The sequence below is a fragment of the Mammaliicoccus fleurettii genome, assembly GCF_002018435.1.
GTDB classification, from domain to species: Bacteria; Bacillota; Bacilli; order Staphylococcales; family Staphylococcaceae; genus Mammaliicoccus; species Mammaliicoccus fleurettii.
The window spans coordinates 1-1076 of the sequence record NZ_MWJM01000041.1 but is presented as its reverse complement, the minus strand read 5'-3'; the positions used below and the strand labels follow the sequence as shown (position 1 = coordinate 1076).

Sequence of the window (1076 nt, the reverse complement as noted above, 5' to 3'; positions counted from 1 at the left end):
AAATAGATTTTACCAAGCAATAAACCGAGTGAATTTCTAACGAAATTCAAGCTTAATAATCGCGCGTCGTCTTTTTAGACGACATCACAGATTAATAACAGTTATTTTCTTAAACATTATGTATAAGGAAATATTAGATTAAGTTATTAAGGGCGCACGGTGGATGCCTTGGCACTAGAAGCCGAAGAAGGACGTTACTAACGACGATATGCTTTGGGGAGCTGTAAGTACGCTTTGATCCAGAGATTTCCGAATGGGGAAACCCAGCATGAGTTATGTCATGTTATCCACATATGAATACATAGTATGTGAGAAGGCACACCCGGAGAACTGAAACATCTTAGTACCCGGAGGAAGAGAAAGAAAACTCGATTCCCTGAGTAGCGGCGAGCGAAACGGGAATAGCCCAAACCAACAGGCTTGCCTGTTGGGGTTGTAGGACACTCAATACGGAGTTACAAAGGAAATAATTAGACGAATGGTTTTGGAAAAACCAACCATAGAAGGTAATGGTCCTGTAGTCGAAAGTTATTTCTCTCCTGAGTGGATCCTGAGTACGGCGGAACACGTGTAATTCCGTCGGAATCCGGGAGGACCATCTCCCAAGGCTAAATACTCTCTAGTGACCGATAGTGAACCAGTACCGTGAGGGAAAGGTGAAAAGCACCCCGGAAGGGGAGTGAAATAGAACCTGAAACCGTGTGCTTACAAATAGTCAGAGCCCGTTAATGGGTGATGGCGTGCCTTTTGTAGAATGAACCGGCGAGTTACGATTTGATGCAAGGTTAAGCAGTAAATGTGGAGCCGTAGCGAAAGCGAGTCTGAATAGGGCGAATGAGTATCTGGTCGTAGACCCGAAACCAAGTGATCTACCCATGTCCAGGTTGAAGTTCAGGTAACACTGAATGGAGGACCGAACCGACTTACGTTGAAAAGTGAGCGGATGAGGTGTGGGTAGCGGAGAAATTCCAATCGAACTTGGAGATAGCTGGTTCTCTCCGAAATAGCTTTAGGGCTAGCCTCAAGTGATGATTATTGGAGGTAGAGCACTGTTTGGACGAGGGGCCCCTCTAGGG

1 rRNA gene is annotated in these 1076 nt (G+C 45.5%); it reads left to right on the top strand.

The window, feature by feature from the left end:
* Window positions 1–136: 136 nt before the first annotated feature.
* Window positions 137–1076, top strand: a 23S ribosomal RNA gene (locus B2G86_RS12985); the annotation flags it as partial.